The 16,694-nt window shown below is 64.5% G+C and carries 17 protein-coding genes; 6 read left to right on the top strand and 11 right to left on the bottom strand.

Going from position 1 to position 16,694, the window contains the following annotated elements:
* Positions 1 to 2 precede the first annotated feature (2 nt).
* From cmoB to lon, 7 genes are all read right to left on the bottom strand, one after another.
* Complete coding sequence (gene cmoB / locus ACA097_RS05775; protein ID WP_043250248.1) at positions 3 to 971, bottom strand: tRNA 5-methoxyuridine(34)/uridine 5-oxyacetic acid(34) synthase CmoB; 969 nt, start codon at positions 969 to 971, stop codon at positions 3 to 5.
* Entirely contained in the window at positions 968 to 1,708 is a 741-nt protein-coding gene (gene cmoA, locus ACA097_RS05770) for a carboxy-S-adenosyl-L-methionine synthase CmoA (protein WP_043250251.1), read from the bottom strand. The genes cmoB and cmoA overlap by 4 nt, the downstream gene beginning before the upstream one ends.
* 117 nt (positions 1,709 to 1,825) lie before the next feature.
* Positions 1,826 to 2,398: a hypothetical protein gene (locus ACA097_RS05765; protein WP_043250253.1), complete on the bottom strand. Its 573-nt coding sequence runs from the start codon at positions 2,396 to 2,398 to the stop codon at positions 1,826 to 1,828.
* 87 nt (positions 2,399 to 2,485) lie between these two features.
* Complete coding sequence (locus tag ACA097_RS05760; RefSeq protein ID WP_371369061.1) at positions 2,486 to 3,235, bottom strand: substrate-binding periplasmic protein; 750 nt, start codon at positions 3,233 to 3,235, stop codon at positions 2,486 to 2,488.
* A gap of 7 nt (positions 3,236 to 3,242) precedes the next feature.
* Entirely contained in the window at positions 3,243 to 3,908 is a 666-nt protein-coding gene (locus ACA097_RS05755) for a lysoplasmalogenase (RefSeq protein WP_371369059.1), read from the bottom strand.
* A gap of 98 nt (positions 3,909 to 4,006) precedes the next feature.
* On the bottom strand, positions 4,007 to 4,399 hold the full coding sequence (locus ACA097_RS05750) for a protease inhibitor I42 family protein (protein WP_371369057.1): 393 nt from the start codon (positions 4,397 to 4,399) through the stop codon (positions 4,007 to 4,009).
* A 249-nt stretch (positions 4,400 to 4,648) separates the two neighbouring features.
* Positions 4,649 to 7,048: an endopeptidase La gene (lon, locus tag ACA097_RS05745; protein WP_043250261.1), complete on the bottom strand. Its 2,400-nt coding sequence runs from the start codon at positions 7,046 to 7,048 to the stop codon at positions 4,649 to 4,651.
* Between the two features lie 167 nt (positions 7,049 to 7,215).
* Between lon and ACA097_RS05740 the strand changes: the two genes are divergently transcribed.
* The gene (locus tag ACA097_RS05740; protein WP_043250263.1) at positions 7,216 to 7,965 is read left to right on the top strand and encodes an AraC family transcriptional regulator; all 750 of its coding nucleotides are present in this window, start codon (positions 7,216 to 7,218) and stop codon (positions 7,963 to 7,965) included.
* A 19-nt stretch (positions 7,966 to 7,984) separates the two neighbouring features.
* Here the strand turns inward: ACA097_RS05740 and ACA097_RS05735 are convergent, their stop codons facing one another.
* Positions 7,985 to 9,058, bottom strand: a complete 1,074-nt coding sequence (locus tag ACA097_RS05735; protein WP_371369055.1) for an ABC transporter ATP-binding protein — start codon at positions 9,056 to 9,058, stop codon at positions 7,985 to 7,987.
* Between the two features lie 137 nt (positions 9,059 to 9,195).
* Positions 9,196 to 10,113 carry an ornithine carbamoyltransferase gene (gene argF / locus ACA097_RS05730; RefSeq protein ID WP_043250268.1) on the bottom strand — a complete coding sequence of 306 codons (918 nt, stop codon included), beginning with the start codon at positions 10,111 to 10,113 and terminating at the stop codon, positions 9,196 to 9,198.
* A gap of 342 nt (positions 10,114 to 10,455) precedes the next feature.
* On the opposite strand from argF, the gene ACA097_RS05725 reads away from it, so the two are divergent.
* The 4 genes from ACA097_RS05725 to ACA097_RS05710 all read left to right on the top strand — a co-directional run bounded on the left by ACA097_RS05725 (position 10,456) and on the right by ACA097_RS05710 (position 14,848).
* A complete protein-coding gene (locus ACA097_RS05725; protein ID WP_043250270.1) occupies positions 10,456 to 10,893 on the top strand; it encodes a hypothetical protein in 438 nt (145 codons plus the stop codon).
* A gap of 200 nt (positions 10,894 to 11,093) precedes the next feature.
* Positions 11,094 to 13,187 (top strand): molybdopterin oxidoreductase family protein, encoded by a 2,094-nt coding sequence (locus ACA097_RS05720; RefSeq protein WP_371369051.1) that lies wholly within the window; start codon positions 11,094 to 11,096, stop codon positions 13,185 to 13,187.
* Positions 13,188 to 13,299: 112 nt separating this feature from the next.
* Positions 13,300 to 13,626 (top strand): Grx4 family monothiol glutaredoxin, encoded by a 327-nt coding sequence (grxD, locus tag ACA097_RS05715; protein WP_043250272.1) that lies wholly within the window; start codon positions 13,300 to 13,302, stop codon positions 13,624 to 13,626.
* Positions 13,627 to 13,687: 61 nt separating this feature from the next.
* Positions 13,688 to 14,848, top strand: coding sequence for an MFS transporter (locus ACA097_RS05710; protein WP_371369048.1), 1,161 nt, complete (start codon positions 13,688 to 13,690; stop codon positions 14,846 to 14,848).
* Between the two features lie 38 nt (positions 14,849 to 14,886).
* Here the strand turns inward: ACA097_RS05710 and bfrB are convergent, their stop codons facing one another.
* Both bfrB and ACA097_RS05700 read right to left on the bottom strand, forming a co-directional pair.
* Positions 14,887 to 15,363, bottom strand: a complete 477-nt coding sequence (bfrB, locus tag ACA097_RS05705; protein WP_043250274.1) for a bacterioferritin BfrB — start codon at positions 15,361 to 15,363, stop codon at positions 14,887 to 14,889.
* 207 nt (positions 15,364 to 15,570) lie between these two features.
* Positions 15,571 to 15,786 (bottom strand): bacterioferritin-associated ferredoxin, encoded by a 216-nt coding sequence (locus ACA097_RS05700; RefSeq protein WP_043250275.1) that lies wholly within the window; start codon positions 15,784 to 15,786, stop codon positions 15,571 to 15,573.
* 277 nt (positions 15,787 to 16,063) lie between these two features.
* Between ACA097_RS05700 and ACA097_RS05695 the strand changes: the two genes are divergently transcribed.
* The gene (locus ACA097_RS05695; protein ID WP_043250276.1) at positions 16,064 to 16,666 is read left to right on the top strand and encodes a peroxiredoxin; all 603 of its coding nucleotides are present in this window, start codon (positions 16,064 to 16,066) and stop codon (positions 16,664 to 16,666) included.
* The last annotated feature ends 28 nt before the right edge of the window (positions 16,667 to 16,694 follow it).

Genomic DNA, 16,694 nt, shown 5'->3' with positions numbered 1-16,694 from the left:
TGTCAGGGCTTGCGCGCCACCAGTGTGGCGCGCAGCGGCGCCGGCAGGCCTTCGATGGTGCGGCTGTGGTCGTGCGGATCGAGGAACTCCGGCAGCGACTGGTAGCGCATCCACTGGGTCGAGCGCTGCTCTTCCACGGTGGTGTGGCTCTGGTCGACGCAACGAACGTCGCTGAAACCGGCACGGCGAAGCCACAGCTCCAGTGCCGGCACCGAGGGCAGGAACCAGACGTTACGCATCTGCGCGTAGCGGTCTTCCGGCACCAGCACGGTGTTTACGTCGCCTTCCACCACCAGGGTTTCCAGCACCAGTTCACCACCACGGCGCAGGCAGTCCTTGAGCGCGTAGAGGTGGTCAATGGGCGAGCGGCGGTGATAGAGAACGCCCATGGAAAACACGGTATCGAAGCCTTCCAGCTTCTCCGGCAGCTCTTCCAGCGTCAGCGGCAGGTGCCAGGCCGGCAGGTCCGGCAGATAACGCTTCATCGCCAGGAATTGGCAGAAGAAAAGCCAGTTCGGATCGACGCCCACCACGCTGCGCGCGCCGGCGCCGAGCATGCGCCACTGGTAGTAGCCGTTGCCGCAACCGACATCGAGGATGCGCTTGCCGGCCAGGTCCAGGTGCGGCGAGACGCGCTCCCATTTCCAGTCCGAGCGCCATTCGGTGTCGATGTGCACGCCGAACACGTCGAACGGCCCTTTGCGCCACGGGATCAGGCCTTGCAGGGCACTGCGCAGCGTATGGCGGGTCGCGTCGTCGCAATCGCCTTCCAGGGCGAAATGCTCGGCCAGCTCCACGATTTGCGTGCGTATCTCGGGCAGTTGGTCGACCGCGCCGAGCCAGCGCTCCAGGTCGCCATGGCCGTCTTCGATCTTGGCGGCGAGTTGCCCGGCGAGGGATTCGCTCCAGGCTTGCAGGGGCGTGCCGGCCAGTTCCCGGCAGAGGCTGTCGAGGGCGAAGCGTTCGATCATGGCAGGGCGATCAGCGAGGCGAAGTTCAGGCACTGGAACCACAGCACCACCTTGGAGAAACCGGCCTGCGCGAGGCGCTCGCGGTGCTCCTCGAGGGTGTCGGGGCGCATCACGTTCTCGATGGCGGTGCGTTTCTGGGCGATTTCCAGTTCGCTGTAGCCATTGGCGCGCTTGAAGTCCAGGTGCAGTTCATTGAGCAGTTCGTGCTCCGCGGCGTCGGCGAAGCGCAGTTTTTCCGAGAGGATCAGCGCGCCGCCGGGCAGCAGGGCCTGGCGGATGCGCTGCAGCAGTTCCAGACGACGCTCCGGCTCGATGAACTGCAGGGTGAAGTTCAGCGCCACCAGGGCGCAGGGCTGGAAGTCCATCTGCAGGATGTCCGCTTCCACCAATTCGGCGGGCAGCAGCTCCTGGTACATGGCGTCCTGTGCGCTGAGGTATTCACGGCAGCGGGCGAGCATGGCGGCGGAGTTGTCCACGCCGATCACCCGGCAACCGTCGGTCTTCACGTGGCGGCGCAGCGCCTGGGTCACTGCGCCCAGCGAGCAGCCCAGGTCGTAGAGCCGGCTGCCCGGCTGGGCGAAGCGCGCACCGAGCACGCCGATATTCTCGACGATGGTCGGGTAGCCCGGCACCGAGCGCTTGATCATGTCCGGGAAGACGCGCGCCACATCCTCGTTGAAGGTGAAGTCGGCGACGTGGTCCAGGGGCTGGGAGAAGATGCGATCAGATTCGCTCACGCGAAGGGCCTCGGTACGGATGCTGCGGAAAGCCGGCGGACCGCCAGGGTTGGCGCCGGGTGCGCATTGTAGCCGAGCAGGGCGGTCGGCCCAACCGTCGGGCGACGGGGGCTGGGGTTACTTGAGCTGGTCGGAGAAGTATTCGCCGGCGCCTTGCAGCGGGCCGAGGGGGTTCTTCTTGTCTTCGACGCGGCGGATGTTCGGTTCGCCGTTGCTGACCTTGTGCACCACCACATCGTCGATCAGCACGAACACCGGACGGAACGACCAGCCCTGGACCTGGCGGCGCTTGCGGAAGTTGAACAGGTCGGCCCAGAAGCTGCCGACGCGCTGGCTGTCGGTCTTGCTGAAGTCGAAGGAGTAACCGATGCAACGATCCTTGGCCTGCAGGCAGGTCACCAGGCCGTCCGGCAGGTAGTCGATGGGAATGTTCGGCTGTACGAAGAGCAGACGCACGTCGATGAACGAGAGCATCTTGGCGTTGCCTTGGCTCAGCGGATCGAAGCCCAGGCTGAGGAGCTGGGAGCGCGTGGTCCTGCCGGGCACGACCTGTTCGTAGCGGTGCTGGGCATCCTGGTAATCGAGGAACGGCGACTGCACTTCTGCACGTTCGCTGGGCAACAGGCTGCCGCACGCGGAAAGCATCAAACAGGCGCACAGCACTACCATCAAACGGACTTCAGCACGCATGAAACGTCTCCATTCGATACTTCCGAGTACCTTGATCTATAGACGATGGGGCGTGTACCTGCCGGACTTTTCTTCGGATGGTCCGCATCAGTCGACAGATACCAGATAGCCGCGCATCAGAGGCTCCCAGGCGCCGCTTTCACGCATGCGGCGCAGGCCCTGGTCTAGCACTTCGAGTCGCGCCGCCGCGTCTTTCAGGTGCGGGCTGAGGGCGACGTACATGGGGCGTTTGTGCGGTAGGCCGCCCGCGCTGCGAACCTGCTTGTCGAGATGCTGCCGATGCAGGTAGCGGTCGTCGATGCGATGGTCCTCGACCAGCACATCGATGCGTCCGAGCAGCAGCTTCTGCAGATTGCGCTCGAGCACGCGTTCGCCACTGAGCACCTGCACCTGCTCAGGGGCGTCGAGGTGGCTGTCGCGCCAGGCGTCGAGTTGCGGGCCGTAGGAGTAGCCCTGGACCAGGCCGATCTTCAGGCTGTCCAGCGAGGCCGGGCCGCGGTACTGCCAGGCACTGTCGGCACGGGTGTAGAAGCGCATTTCCACCCAGCCGATGGGTTCGCGGCCGATCAGCAGGCCTTCGGCCTCCTCGGCGTAGGCGCCGATCACGCCGTCGAGTTGGCCGTCGCGGGCCATCTGCAGGGCGCGTGACCAGGGCAGCGATTGGACTTCGGGGGGTTCGGGCAGCAGGTGCCTCAGGCCCTCGACCAGGTAACCGGGCTTGTTGGGTGTCTCCGGGCAGAGGTACGGACACCAGTCGTCGCCGCCCAGGCGCAGGGGTTCGGCGACGGCGCCCAGGGCGGCTGTACAGAGCAGGGAAGCGATGGCGGATCGCAGCATGGATTGCTCACGTGGCGGATTCCGACAGCGAGTATGGCAGAGCCCTACGCCCGAAACTAACCGAGGCAGCTATGCCGAGCTGGCCTAGCCAGTAGGTGAGCATGATGGCGTAGCCGGAGCCGTCGAAGGCGTCCAGGAAGCGGCTGATGCCGATCATGCTGTCGGACAGCATGAACAGCAGCGCCCCGCTGGCGGCCAACCAGGCGCTGGGTGAAATGGGCGTGGCGAGGCGGGCCAGGGCGCGCCAGAGCATGCTGCTGATGGTCAGGCTGTAGAGGACGATGGGCAGGCGCAGTTCGCCCAATCCGTGGCTGTCGAGAAGCAGGAACAGGCCGATGCCGGGCAGGGCCGCGCAGACCAGAGCCAGTGGGGCGAGTCGCCGCGTTTCGCTGAGGTAGGCGACCAGGTAGGCGACATGGGCGAGCAGGAAGGTGGCGAGCCCTGGGACGAAGGCGTTGAGCGGCCATTCGAGCAGAATGTCGCCGAGCAGCGAGAGGCCCAGGCCGAGCAGAATCCAGCGGCGGTAGGCCGAGGGGTTTGCGGCGCCAACCCACAGGAGCAGGGCGAGGATTGGTAGCGGTTTGCTCAGCATGCGCAGCCAGGGCAGATCCAGCGCCATGCCGAGCAGGTGAGCGAGGCCGCCGAGAACGGCCAGGGGCAGTAGCCAGCGCATGTGCGACTCCTTGTCGGTCAGGAGTCGCCAACATGCCGCAATCGGTGGGGCGGCGCCCAGGCCGGGCGCGTCAGACCGGGTGGTATTTGGCGTCTTGCTCAGCGCGCGCTGATGGCGCAGTCGAAGGTGCGCTCGGGGGCGACTTCGGGTTCCCAGGGGCGGTGGTAGATCAGCTGCAGATGGTCCTCGCCGGTGCCGGCGACGCGGAAGCGCCAGGTGGACTCGCCCGCACTGCCGACCACGCCGGCGTCCTCGGGGTTGTTGTAGACCTCGGGGCCGAGGCTGTGGAGGACGCTAGCCGCCGGATTGCGGATCTCCCAGCGGAAGCCGGTGGTGGGATTGCTCGGCAGCATCAGCACCAGTTCCTGGCCCTGGTGCAGTTTCAGCGGTTTGCAGTCGTGCTCGCTTTCCAGGCTGACCACCGGCTTCTGGCTGGCGCAACCGGCGAGCAACAGCAGGGACAGGGGAAGCAACAGGCGGGGCGACGGCATGACGGCTCCTCGGGCGAGTTCGAATTGGGCCCGAGGATAGCGCAAAGGCCGGGAGGGTTGGCTAGCTCGACGTGCCGTAGGAGCAACTGTCCTTTGGGCTCCCGCGTTCACGGGAGAGACGAGAAAAGGTGCACGCTTTTCATCGTCTTCCCCGCGAAGGCGGGGACCCAGAAGAAATGTACAAGCGGATCTCATCCGCGAATCGCGAGCATCGCGGACAAGGTCTGCTCCTACGGGCGGGGCTGGCGGTCAGGCCGGGAACAGCACCTTGGCCACATCGATGAAGCGCCGGGCGAAGTGCACGGTCAGGTCTTCCTTGAGGTAGTCCGGCAGTTCCGCGAAGTCGCCGCGGTTGGCTTCCGGGAGGATCAGCTCATGGATCTTCTGCCGACGCGCCGCGATCACCTTCTCGCGAACCCCTCCGATCGGCAGTACCTGGCCGGTGAGAGTCAGCTCGCCGGTCATGGCCACGCCTTTCTTCGGCGCCTGGTTGCGCGCCAGGGAGAGCAGGGCACTGGCCATGGTGATGCCGGCGCTCGGGCCATCCTTGGGCGTGGCGCCCTCGGGCACGTGCAGGTGGACGAAAGCCTGGTCGAAGAAGCTCGGGTCGCCGCCGTATTTCTTCAGGTTGGCGGTGACGTAGCTGTAGGCGATCTCCGCCGATTCCTTCATCACATCGCCCAATTGGCCGGTGAGCTTGAAGCCGCGGTTGAGCGTGTGGATACGCGTCGCTTCGATCGGCAGCGTCGCGCCGCCCATGCTGGTCCAGGCCAGCCCAGTGATCACACCGATGCCCGAGAGCAGCTGCTCGGTGCGGAACACCGGCATGCCCAGGTAATCCTCCAGGTCCTTGGCGCCGATCTTCACCGTCGCCTCGGGATCTTCCAGCAGTTTCACCACCGACTTGCGCACCAGCTTGCCGAGCTGCTTCTCCAGCTGGCGCACGCCGGCTTCGCGGGCATAGCCCTCGATCACCGCGCGCAGGGCTGCGTCGTTGATCGACAGGCGGCTCTTCGGCACGCCGGCCTTCTCCAGCTGCTTGGGCCACAGGTGGCGCTTGGCGATGGCCAGCTTCTCCTCGCCGATGTAGCCGGAGAGGCGGATCACTTCCATGCGGTCGAGCAGCGGCCCTGGAATCGAATCCAGGGTGTTCGCCGTGCAGACGAAGAGCACCTTGGACAGGTCCAGGCGCAGGTCCAGGTAGTGATCGAGGAACTCGACGTTCTGCTCGGGATCGAGGGTTTCCAGCAGCGCCGAGGCCGGGTCGCCCTGGTAGCTGGCGCCGAGCTTGTCGATCTCGTCGAGCATGATCACCGGGTTCATCACCTCGACGTCCTTCAGCGCCTGCACCAGCTTGCCGGGCAGGGCGCCTATGTAGGTGCGGCGGTGGCCCTTGATCTCGGCCTCATCGCGCATGCCGCCGACGCTGAAGCGGTAGAACGGCCGGCCAAGGCTCTCGGCGATGGACTTGCCGATACTGGTCTTGCCCACGCCCGGCGGGCCGACCAGCAGCACGATGGAGCCGGCGATCTCGCCCTTGAAGGCACCTACGGCGAGGAATTCGAGGATGCGATCCTTGACGTCTTCCAGGCCCGAATGATGGCGGTCGAGCACCTTGCGCGCATGCTTGAGGTCGAGCTTGTCCTTGCCCAGTACGCCCCAGGGCACCGAGGTGGCCCAGTCGAGGTAGTTGCGGGTAACCGCGTATTCCGGCGAGCCGCTCTCGAGGATCGATAGTTTGTTGAGCTCCTCATCGATGCGCTTGCGCGCCTGTTCGGGGAGGATCTTGCCGTCCAGGCGGGCGCGGAACTCGTCCGCATCGGCGCTCTTGTCGTCCTTGGTGATGCCCAGTTCCTGCTGGATGGTCTTGAGCTGTTCCTTGAGGAAGAACTCGCGCTGGCGCTCGCCGATCTTGCGATTGACCTCGGCGGACAGCTCCTTCTGCAGGCGCGCCACCTCCACTTCCTTGCGCAGCAGCGGCAGGACCTTCTCCATCCGCTTGAGCATCGGCACCGTGTCCAGCACCTCCTGCAACTCGCTGCCCGGCGCGGTGGTCAGGGCGGCGGCGAAGTCGGTGAGCGGCGACGGGTCGTTGGGGTTGAAGCGGTTCAGGTAGTTCTTCAGCTCTTCGCTGTACAGCGGGTTGAGCGGCAGCAGTTCCTTGATCGCGTTGATCAGCGCCATGCCGTAGGCCTTGACCTCGTCGCTGGCGTCGGCGGGGGTGTGCGGATAGTCCACTTCGACCAGGAAGGGCGGGCGGTGGCGCTTGATCCAGCCGCGGATGCGCACACGCGACAGGCCCTGGGCGACGAACTGCAGCTTGCCGCCCTCGCGGCTGGCGTGGTGCACGCGCACCAGGGTGCCGTGCTCGGGCAGGGTGTTCGGATCGAAGTGGCGCGGGTCTTCCGGCGGATTGTCCATGAAGAACAGCGCCAGGCTGTGGTGGTCGGTCTTGGCCACCAGCTCCAGGGTTTCCGCCCAGGGTTCTTCGTTGACGATCACCGGCAGCACCTGGGCCGGGAAGAACGGGCGGTTATGGATCGGGATGACGTAGACGGTGGTCGGCAGATTCTGGCCGGGCAGCGCCAGGCTGGTGGCGTTGACCTCCTCGGCGCTGTGAATGTCGTGAATCTCGTCGTGGTCGCTCATGAGGCACCTGACTGATTGAACATGACAGTCTAGATGGGGAATCCTCCGACGCCTTTCAATGCCTGTTCCGACGCCGCTGTTGCCAAAGATGTCGTATGGACGACGGCCGCTGGGCAGGTCCGGCTATCTCCGTTAGAGTGCGCGCCCAACCCGCGAAGCCGTCCGCCATGCTGGAAACCCGCGTCGCTCAATTGTCAGAGCAGTCTCACGCCCACGCTCACGTGCATCACCAGCTGGTGATGTCGCTGGCCGGGCGTGCCGCGTTCGAAGTGGACGGGAAGGGCGGCGAGGTCTGCCCGATGCGCGCCTGCCTGGTTCCCGGCGAGGCTGGGCATGCGTTCGCCGGCGTTGGCGACAACCGCATGCTGATCGTCGATCTCGACCCGCAGGACGGCGCCGACGAAGAGCGCGAAATGCTGGCCCGGCTATTCGACAGGCCGCGCTATCCGACCCTGGACGCCGATCTGCAGAGCCTGCTCGGCTGCGCTGGCGCAGAGCTCGAACGCCATGGCCGTGATCCGCTTTTGGCGCGCGCCTTGGGTGGCGCGCTGATCCGGGCCCTGCATCTTCGGCTGATTGACGAACGGGCGCCGGAACCTGGCGGCCCGTTGGATCTGCAGCGCCTGGATGCGCATATGCGGGCCAACCTTGGTCGGCGCATCTGCATTGCCGAGTTGGCTCAGCTCGCCTGCCTGAGCCCCAGCCATTTCCACGCGCAGTTCAAGGACAGCGTTGGCCTGACGCCGCACCAATACCTGCTCAAGTTGCGCCTGGACTGCGCCGCACGGCTGCTACGGGAAAGCGATCTCTCGCTGGTGCGGGTCGCCGGCGAATGCGGTTTCTCCAGCCAGAGCGCGCTGACCACCGCAATGCGCCGTCACCTGGGACTGACGCCGGGCGCCCTGCGTCGGGGCTGAAAAGGTCCTGGTGCAGGCGTTAGCTGCGGGAGTCTACCGCCACGCTGCCTTCGGCCTTGAACAGCACCAGATGGTCGGCGGCGACGCTGATGCCGACCTCGTCGCCCGGCTGGTGGTCGGCGTGGCTGGGGAAGATGGATTCCAACTGCGTCCCCGTGGGTAGCTGCAGGCGGTACAGGGTCGCCGCGCCAAGGAAAGACTTGCCAACGATCCGCGCCTTCAGCGGGCCTTGCGGAGCATGCACGAGATCGTCGGGGCGCAGCAGCACATCCACTGCACTGCCGGCCGGCAGTCCATAGGCGCGGTTGCCGCGCAGTACGCCGAGTTCGGTCTGCACGCTTTCCGGATCGAGCATCTGCCCGCGGATGAAGTAGCCCTGGCCGATGAAGCTGGCGACGAAGGGCGTCTGCGGCTCGTGGTAGAGATTGTAGGGCGTGTCCCACTGCTCCAGATGACCCTGCTTGAACACGCCGACGTGGTCGCTTACAGCGAAGGCTTCCTCCTGGTCGTGAGTCACCAGCACCGCGCTGGTACCGCGCGCCTTGAGGATGTCGCGCACCTCGTGGCTGAGCTTGCGGCGCAGTTCCACGTCGAGGTTGGAGAAGGGTTCGTCGAGCAGCAGCAACAGCGGCTCGGGCGCCAGAGCGCGGGCCAGCGCCACACGTTGCTGCTGGCCGCCGGACAGCTCGTGGGGGTAGCGCCGGCCTAGCTTGTCGAGTTTCACCAGTTCCAGCAGTTCCCGGACGATGCGCTGGCGCTCGGGGTGCTTGCGGATGCCGAAGGCGACGTTGTCCTCCACGGTCAGGTGGGGGAACAGCGCGTAGTCCTGGAACACCATTCCGATGCGGCGCTTCTCCGGTGCGAGGGTGAAACCGGTGCGCGAAATGACTTCGCCGGCCAGGCCGATCTCGCCAGCCATCACCGGCTCGAAACCGGCGATGGCACGTAGCGTGGTGGTCTTGCCGCATCCCGAGGGGCCGAGCAGGCAACCGATGTCGCCGGCGTTCAGGTGCAGGCTGACGTCCTGCACCACGCGTTGTTGCCCATAGCCACAGGAGAGGTTTCTGAGTTCGAGCAACAGCGATGTGGTCATGGGGCAGGCCGTGTAAGCAAAAGCGGAGGCGGGGAGTTTACACGCGGCGAATGAGAATTACTCGCCGCTGGCTCCATGGCGAGGCGATGCGCCGCACGGAGAGCCAGGCTCCGTGCGGTCGAGCAGGGTATGGAGGGTCAGGCGTAGTGGGCGTGTTCGACCAGCAGTTCAAGCAGGGCCTTCTGCGCGTGCAGTCGGTTCTCGGCCTGGTCCCAGGCGACCGAACGCGGGTCGTCCAGCAGGTCTTCGCTGATTTCTTCGCCGCGGTGTGCCGGCAGGCAGTGCATGAACAGCACGTCCGCGGCGGCATGGTCGAGCAGTTCGCGGGTCACCTGGTACGGACGGAAGGTGCGCAGGCGCGCCGCCGCTTCGTCTTCCTGGCCCATGGAAGCCCAGACGTCGGTGCTCACCAGGTGCGCGCCGGCCACGGCTTCGCGCGGGTCGCGGAAGATGCGCACACGCTCGCCCGCCTGGGCCAGCAGCGCTGCATTGGGCTCGTAGCCGTCCGGGCAGGCCACGTGCAGCTGGAAGTCGAAGCGAATGGCCGCCTCGATGTAGCTGTTGCACATGTTGTTGCCGTCGCCGATCCAGGCCACCGTCTTGCCGGCGATGCTGCCGCGGTGCTCGTGGAACGTCTGCATATCGGCCAGCAACTGGCACGGGTGCAGGTCGTCGGAGAGGCCGTTGATCACCGGCACGCGGGAGTTGGCGGCGAACTCGGTGAGATTGCTGTGGGCAAAGGTGCGGATCATTACCGCATCGACCATCCGCGACATCACTTTCGCCGCATCGGCGATCGGCTCGCCACGCCCCAGCTGGGTGTCGCGCGGGGACAGGAAGATCGCCTGGCCGCCGAGCTGGATCATGCCGGCTTCGAAGGAGATACGCGTACGCGTCGAGGCCTTCTCGAAGATCATGCCCAGCACACGGTTCTTCAGCGGTTCGTAGAGCACGCCTCGATCGCGCAGGTCCTTCAGCTCGCTGCCACGGCGGATCAGACCGAGGAGTTCGTCGGTCGTGTAATCCAGCATCGAGAGGAAGTGCCTAGCGTTCATGATTCAGTACCTACTACTTATTCTCTGTTTGCGACCGAGGGTCTGGCCGGCTTTTCGAGAAAAAACGGACTGAACCTGCGGCCTGACCGCATGCAGCGGAAATTTAGGGGGAGGGCGCGATCCTATAAGGAAATTACGCATTCACGCAAGTTTGCCCCGGGGGCGGCGCCGAGCCCAGGAAATGACCAGGGTCATGGCCGCAGCTGCCATTTAAATGTATGGCTGAAACTGGAGGAAATTTCTGATGATTTTCGGCGATTGAGCCTACATCGAGATGTTGCGGGTAATTGATAGCTTCTCGCCGCCATCGATTCCGGTGGCCAGTCAATGGAGAAGCATTCAATGAAGAAACTCTGGATGAGCGCCGTAGTAGCCGCGGTGATCGCGACCGCCAGCGGTTGCACCAGCTACAACGTCAACCAGCCCACCGCACCGATCGACGGTTCGGTGAAAACCGATCTGAAGGCCGATGTGAAGGTAGGCGAGCCGATCAGCGGCCAGTCCTCGATCAACATCCTCTTCGGTTTCCTCAAGCTCGGCGGCGACAGCCAGTTCGCCGATGGCGTGACCTACGGCGGCTCCGATGGCGGCTCCATGCTGAATGCATTCGACCCGGTGTCCAGCGCCAAGTCCGCAGCGGCCTTCAAGGCGGTCAAGACCTCCGGCGCGGACCTGATCGTGGCCCCGCGCTACGAGGTCACCGTGCAGGACTTCTTCCTGTTCAAGAAGGTCAACGTCAAGGTCACCGGTAACAAAGGCAACATCAACGGCATTCACTGATGTCGTCGCGGCCGGCGCCCTCCCGTAGCCGGTCGCGTTCCCCTGGTTGGCGGGCCGGCTGTATTCCGGCCCGACTTCCCGCCTATATCCCCTGATTCACTGTGCTTAGGCTTGTGGCGTTAGTCCCACGGGCATTCCATAGTTCGTCTTCTGAGCAACGACTGGCCTTCGAAGGCCGGCGGAACAACAAGAGGCGAGCCATGAGCAAGACCCTCCACCACCGTGCATGCCACCTGTGCGAAGCCATCTGCGGCCTGACCATCGAGACAGAAGGCGAGCAGATCCTGTCGATCAAGGGCGATGCCCAGGACAGCTTCAGCCGCGGCCATATCTGCCCCAAGGCAGTAGCGCTGCAGGACATCCAGAACGACCCCGATCGACTACGCCAACCCATGCGCCGGGTTGGCAATGAATGGCAGGCAATCTCCTGGGATGACGCATTCGACCTGGTCGCCACGCGCCTGGCCGACATTCGTGAGCGCCACGGCAACAACGCGGTTGCCGTGTACCAGGGCAATCCCAGCGTGCACAACTACGGGTTGATGACGCACAGCAACTACTTCCTGGGCCTGCTGAAAACGCGTAACCGCTACTCCGCCACTTCGGTGGACCAACTGCCGCATCACCTCGTCAGCCTGCAGATGTTCGGCCATGGCTTGCTGATCCCGATTCCAGACATCGACCACACCGACTTCATGCTGATCCTCGGCGGCAATCCGTTGGCTTCCAACGGCAGCATCATGACCGTGCCGGACGTGGAAAAACGCCTGAAAGCGCTGAAGGCGCGCGGCGGGCGCCTGGTGGTGGTCGACCCGCGGCGGACCGAGACCGCGACCATTGCCGACCAGCACCTGTTCGTCCGCCCCGGCCAGGATGCCGCGCTGCTGCTCGGCATCCTCGACGTGCTCTTCAGCGAAGGGCTCACCCGTGACAGCCATCTGCCTGCGGCAGGCTTGGACGAAGTGCGAGAGGCGCTGGCGCCTTTCGGCGTCGAGGCCATGGCTCCGCGTTGTGGCGTACCGGCGGATGAGATCCGTCAGCTGGCGCGTGATTTCGCTGCCGCCGACAAGGCGGTGTGCTACGGACGGATGGGCGTCTCCACCCAGCGCTTCGGCACTCTCTGCCAGTGGCTCGTGCAACTGATCAACCTGGTCACCGGCAATCTCGACCGGGTCGGCGGCAGCCTCTGCACGACGCCGGCGGTCGATCTGGTGGCGACCACTTCCGGCGGCGCCTTCAACCGCTGGCAGAGCCGGGTGTCCGGTCTGCCGGAATACGGCGGCGAGCTGCCGGTCGCCGCGCTGGCCGAGGAGATGCTCACCGAAGGGGAAGGGCAGATCCGCGCGCTGGTCACCGTGGCCGGCAATCCGGTGCTTTCCACGCCCAATGGCCGACGCCTGGAGCAGGCGCTGGACGGGCTGGAGTTCATGCTCAGCATCGACCTCTACATCAACGAGACGACCCGTTACGCGGACCTCATCCTGCCGCCGACCGCGCCGCTGGAGCACGACCACTACGACACCACTTTCAACGTGTTCGCGGTGCGCAATGTCACCCGTTTCAACGAGGCGGTACTGCCCAGGCCCGACGGTGCGCTGCACGACTGGGAGATTTTCGTCGGGCTGGCCAAGGCCTATGCCGCGCGCACTGGCGCAGAGCTGAAGCCGACGCTGGCGCCGGAGCAGATGATCGATATGGGGCTGCGCTTCGGCCCCTATGGTGATTCCAGCGAACACAAGCTCAACCTGGCTCGTCTGCGCGAGCACCCGCACGGCCTCGACCTGGGGGCGCTGCGGCCGAACCTGGCGGCGCGCCTGAAGACAGCAAGCCGCAAAGTGGAGGCGGCTCCGGAGCTGCTCCTGGCTGACTTGAAGCGCTTCGCTGACACTCAGGCGCCGACGGACGGCCAACTGCTGCTGATCGGTCGGCGGCACGTGCGCAGCAACAACTCCTGGATGCACAACTATCACCGCCTGGTGAAGGGCAAGCCGCGCTATCAGCTGCTGATGCATCCGCAGGACCTGGCGCACCGTGGCCTGGTCGATGGTCAGCGGGTCCGGGTGCGGTCGCGCGTCGGCAGCATCGAAGTCGAAGTGGCTGCCAGCGACGAGGTGATGGCGGGGGTAGTCAGCCTTCCGCATGGCTGGGGACATGCCCGGCCGGGCGTCCAGTTGTCCATCGCAGCGGAGCAGGGCGGCGCCAGTGCGAACGATCTCACCGACGAGCGTTACCTCGACGCGCTCTCTGGAAACGCCGCGCTGAACGGCGTGCCGGTGGAGGTGGAGGCCGCCTGAGTGCGCTTTCGGCAAAGCCGAGCGTAGCGCTCGGCTTTGCAGTACAATGCGCGCTACCGTGCCGGCCATCGCTGGGTCGGATCAGTATCTGATAGTTCAGCCGAGGAAGTTCATGGATATCATCGATACCATCAAAGAGCAGATCGCCAACAACCCTGTCCTGCTGTACATGAAGGGCTCGCCGAATGCTCCGCAGTGCGGCTTCTCGGCCCGTGCTGCACAGGTTCTGATGGCTTGCGGCGAGAAATTCGCCTACGTCGACATCCTGCAGAACCCGGAAATCCGCGCCAACCTGCCCAAGTACGCCAACTGGCCGACCTTCCCGCAACTGTGGGTGGGCGGTGAGCTGGTCGGCGGTAGCGACATCCTGGCCGAGATGTTCGAGAAGGGCGAACTGCAGCCGCTGATCAAAGACGCCGTAGGCAAGGCCAACGCCTGAGTCTTTCGTGCTGTCGCACAAAGCCCCGCTCCGGCGGGGCTTTGTTTTTGGGGTGATTGAAATGACCGAGCAATCGCGAGCCAACGCGGCGCGCTGGGCGTGTGGCTACTGCTTCGCCATGGGCGGAATGGTGCATGGCAGCCTGATGGGACGGGTTCCGGCGCTCAAGAGCATGACCGGCGTGGACGAGCAGGAGCTCGGCCAAGCCCTGTTGGGTGCAGGGTTCGGTGCGCTGCTGGCATTCGTCTTCGCTGGAGCGCTGGTGCGCCGTTATGGCAGCCGGGCGATTACCGTTGCTTCTGGGCTGGCGTTGATGGCGTGCTTCCCCTTGCTGGGGCTGGCGCAGAACGTCTGGTACCTGGCAGCGGGTCTGCTGTTGGTCGGCCTGACCTTCGCGACCATGGACGTGGCGATGAATACCCAGGCCGTCGAGGTGGAGAGGCGCCTTGGGCGCCCGTGCATCTCCGGTCTGCATGGCATGTACAGCCTTGGCGGCCTTGTAGGTGCCGTCGGCGCAGCTGCGTTCGCTGGCCTGGCGCCGATCTGGCACTTCACGCTGCTGGCGGTGCTTGCTGTGGCGATCCTGCCGTTCTTCGCTCGCCACCTGTTCGAAGGTCGGCCCGAGCCCAAGGAGGAAGAGGCGCCAGCCCAACGCGGCTGGCGCCTGCCGCCACCGGCCTTGATCGGTCTTGGCTTGCTGACGCTGTGCGCTTTCGTATCCGAAGGCGCCGTCGCCGACTGGGGCGCGTTGCTCTTGCACCAGGTGATGGGCGCCTCCGAGCGGGTCGCTGCGCTGGGCTTTGCCGCGTTCTCCGCGACCATGGTGATGGGGCGCCTGTTCGGCGATCGCCTGCGGGTGCGTTTCGCTGACGAGACGCTGGTGCGCACGCTGGCGCTGCTGGCATGCGCGGGCATGCTGCTGGCGCTGTTCAGCCCGTGGGTCGCCAGTGTGATCGCCGGCTTTGCTTTGGTAGGTGCGGGGTTGTCGGTGGTGGTTCCGATTCTGATCGGCGCCGCAGGTAATCGGCCTGGCGTCGAACCCTCTAGTGGGGTCGCTGCGGTGGCGTCGTTCGGCTACGGCGGATTGCTGCTGGGGCCACCGCTGATCGGCTTCCTCGCCGAACACGTGGGGCTGCGTTTGTCTCTGCTGGTGGTGATCGGGCTTTGCGCGGGGCTGGTACTGCAGGCGCGGCTGGTGCGCCGCCCCGAAAAGAGGGGGTAGGAAAAGAAAAGGGGCGCCAAATGGCGCCCCTTCGCATATCAGTCGTCTTCGTGCATGTGCGACTGCAGGTAGTTCTCCAGGCCGACCTTCTGGATCAGGCCGAGCTGGGTTTCCAGGTAGTCGATGTGCTCTTCCTCGGACTCGAGGATGTCCTTGAGCAGGTCGCGGCTGACGTAGTCATGCACGCTTTCGCAATGGACGATGGCGTCGCGCAGGTCCTTGGCCGCCTTGAGCTCGAGGTTCAGGTCGCACTGCAGCATTTCCTGTGTGTTCTCGCCAATCAGCAGCTTGCCCAGGTCCTGGAGGTTCGGCAGGCCTTCGAGGAAGAGGATGCGCTCGATGAGCTTGTCCGCATGCTTCATCTCGTCGATCGACTCCTCGTACTCGTGCGCGCCGAGGCGCTTCAGGCCCCAGTCGTTCCACATGCGCGAGTGCAGGAAATACTGGTTGATGGCGATCAGCTCGTTACCGAGGACCTTGTTCAGATGCTGGATGACTTTCTTGTCGCCTTTCATGCCGAGTCCTGCCGTGCGGGGTGGGGAGGTTGAAAAGTGTGGTCCTCTTATAACTTCAAGTCAAACGTAAGTGATTGAATTCGTTATGAAAAGGAATATGAATACGAATGCTTTCACTCTGCGATTAAGCGATAAGTCGTTGAAATTCAGGCACAAAAAAACCGGGCTGGAGCCCGGTTTCGTTTGCTCATGCCTAATCGGCATGAATCAGTTGGCAGCGTAGGCCAGCGAGTAGTTCATCGTCTGCGTGCTTTGCAGCTCGCCCAGGGTCTCGCGGACCACCTGTTTGGCGAGGCAGGCGCATTTCCCGCACTGGGTGCCGACGCCGGTGCTGTCGCGCACTTCACGGTAGCTGCAGCAACCTTCATAGATCGCTTCGCGGATCTGGGTATCGGTGACACCTTGGCAGAGGCAGACGTACATGGTGGCTACTACTAAGTAATGGGTTGTTGGTGGCGATACTAATGTTAATGAGAATGATTGTCAAAGTTCATTTGTCGGGTATTCCAAAGGAGACCGATTAGCGTTTTCAAACAAGGACTTGCGTGGCGGAGGGGACGGCTGCCACTGGGCGCGGGCGGGAGCTGCGGTGTATGATGCCGGGCCAATTTAGGGCTGCGCAGCACGCCCGGCAAGGCTTCCAGCAAGCCAGCCGACGGACTGCAGGCCACTCCGACCTCACCCTTCAAGGAGACATGGAATGAGCGTACTCGTAGGTAAGAAAGCGCCCGACTTCAACGTACCGGCTGTACTGGCCAGCGGCGAGATCGTCGAAAGCTTCCGTCTGTCCGACGCCATCAAGGGCAAGTACGGCCTGGTGTTCTTCTATCCGCTGGACTTCACCTTCGTCTGCCCGTCCGAGCTGATTGCCCTGGATCGCCGCATCCCGGACTTCCAGGCGCGCAACGTGGAAGTGATCGGCGTTTCCATCGACTCCCACTTCACCCACAACGCCTGGCGTAACACCCCGGTGGACAAGGGCGGCATCGGCCCGGTCAAGTACACCCTGGCCGCCGACATGACCCACAGCATCGCCAAGGACTACGACGTCGAGTCCGCTGATGGCGTAGCTTTCCGTGGCGCCTTCCTGATCGACCAGAACGGCGTAGTGCGCTCGCAGATCGTCAACGACCTACCGCTGGGCCGTAACATGGACGAGCTGCTGCGTCTGGTCGACGCCCTGCAGTTCACCGAAGAGCACGGTGAAGTCTGCCCGGCCAACTGGAAGAAAGGCGACAAGGGTATGACTGCCTCGCCGGAAGGCGTTGCCAGCTACCTGGCCGAGAACGCCGGTAACCTGTAAGCCGCGTTCCGCTTGTGAAACAGCCCCG

The organism is Pseudomonas sp. QL9 (assembly GCF_041409665.1).
Classification (GTDB): Bacteria; Pseudomonadota; Gammaproteobacteria; order Pseudomonadales; family Pseudomonadaceae; genus Pseudomonas; species Pseudomonas knackmussii.
This window is presented reverse-complemented; position numbering and strand designations above follow the sequence as displayed.